This is a genomic window from Morganella sp. HMSC11D09 (assembly GCF_001807955.1).
In the GTDB taxonomy this organism is placed as follows: Bacteria; Pseudomonadota; Gammaproteobacteria; order Enterobacterales; family Enterobacteriaceae; genus Morganella; species Morganella morganii.
The window spans coordinates 9,242-10,245 of sequence record NZ_KV791655.1 but is presented as its reverse complement, the minus strand read 5'-3'; the positions used below and the strand labels follow the sequence as shown (position 1 = coordinate 10,245).

General features: G+C 42.7%; 2 protein-coding genes. Both read left to right on the top strand.

Going from position 1 to position 1,004, the window contains the following annotated elements; genetic code table 11:
- Nucleotides 1-44 precede the first annotated feature (44 nt).
- Entirely contained in the window at nt 45-422 is a 378-nt protein-coding gene (locus HMPREF3119_RS02115; RefSeq protein WP_070578231.1) for a hypothetical protein, read from the top strand.
- A gap of 426 nt (nt 423-848) precedes the next feature.
- Nucleotides 849-1,004 (top strand): helix-turn-helix domain-containing protein (locus HMPREF3119_RS19930; protein WP_371327751.1); only part of this gene is annotated, 156 nt, incomplete at its 3' end.

Here is a 1,004-nt window from a genome sequence, read left to right as displayed (position 1 = left end):
GGTAACCCGCTGGGTGGTGTGATCCATTATACGTGTGAAGCGTTATGAACCGGAAAGAAGCGGTAATTGCCGCGCTGTTTATTGCTGCCGCCTGGTGGGTATATGACACCTACCGGGATAACCAACAGCTGAAAGTGAGTAACACAGTACTCTCAGGCCAGTTATCAGCACAGCAGGCGATAAACACCACCACACTTTCAGCCATAGCCACTAATCACCGCGTATTACTCGACAACATCAAAGCCAAACAGACCGAGGGTACAGAGCATGTCAACGTTAAGACAGTTATCAAAACAGTATTTAAGGGCAGTGAATGCGCTGTTACTCCTGTTCCCGCTGATGCTGTCAGTGAGTTGCGCAGATACGCGACCGGAATTAATACCCGCACCGGTGATACCGATTCCGCCACAACTGACCGCTGATTGTGAGCAGGTAGAGATACCGGATGATCTGACGTTCGGTGGTGCAGTTGAGCTGCTGGCTGATGCCATGAAATATATTGCTAACTGTAATCACGATAAGAGGGCAATACGGGAGATTGAAGCGGGGAGGATAAAAAAATAGCCCGGCAATTGCTGGGCAAATGATTAATAGAAGGGATACTTACGACTCCTGCAATCGAATATACCTGCTAAAAGTTAAACGAAACATAAACAAGTATAATTACTTGGTGTGAGGTTTATAATTAAGGTTAATGAGGTTAATTAATCTTTTTGATAGTCATTAAATTATAGTTTCGGGTTTTTTTACTCGAGATATCTTCCTTTGTTGGGTAATCATTCTGAATAGTCTATTTTTTGTTGATGGCTTGGTTTGTCAGTCAGCATATTATGCTTTACTCTTAATATATGTTTATTAGGAGGTTCAGAATGAAAGATATTAATTTTATTGTAGGCCAGAACATCCGCGATTTAAGACACCGTAATGGCTTGACTACAAAGATGTTAGCCAGAATGCTGGGAGTGTCACAGCAACAGTTGTCAAGGTATGAACGAGGTGTTAAT

Coding starts and splice junctions, on each gene's coding strand:
- HMPREF3119_RS02115 (WP_070578231.1), top strand. CDS start 45: ATGAACCGGAAAGAAGCGGTAATTGCCGCGCTGTTTATTGCTGCCGCC.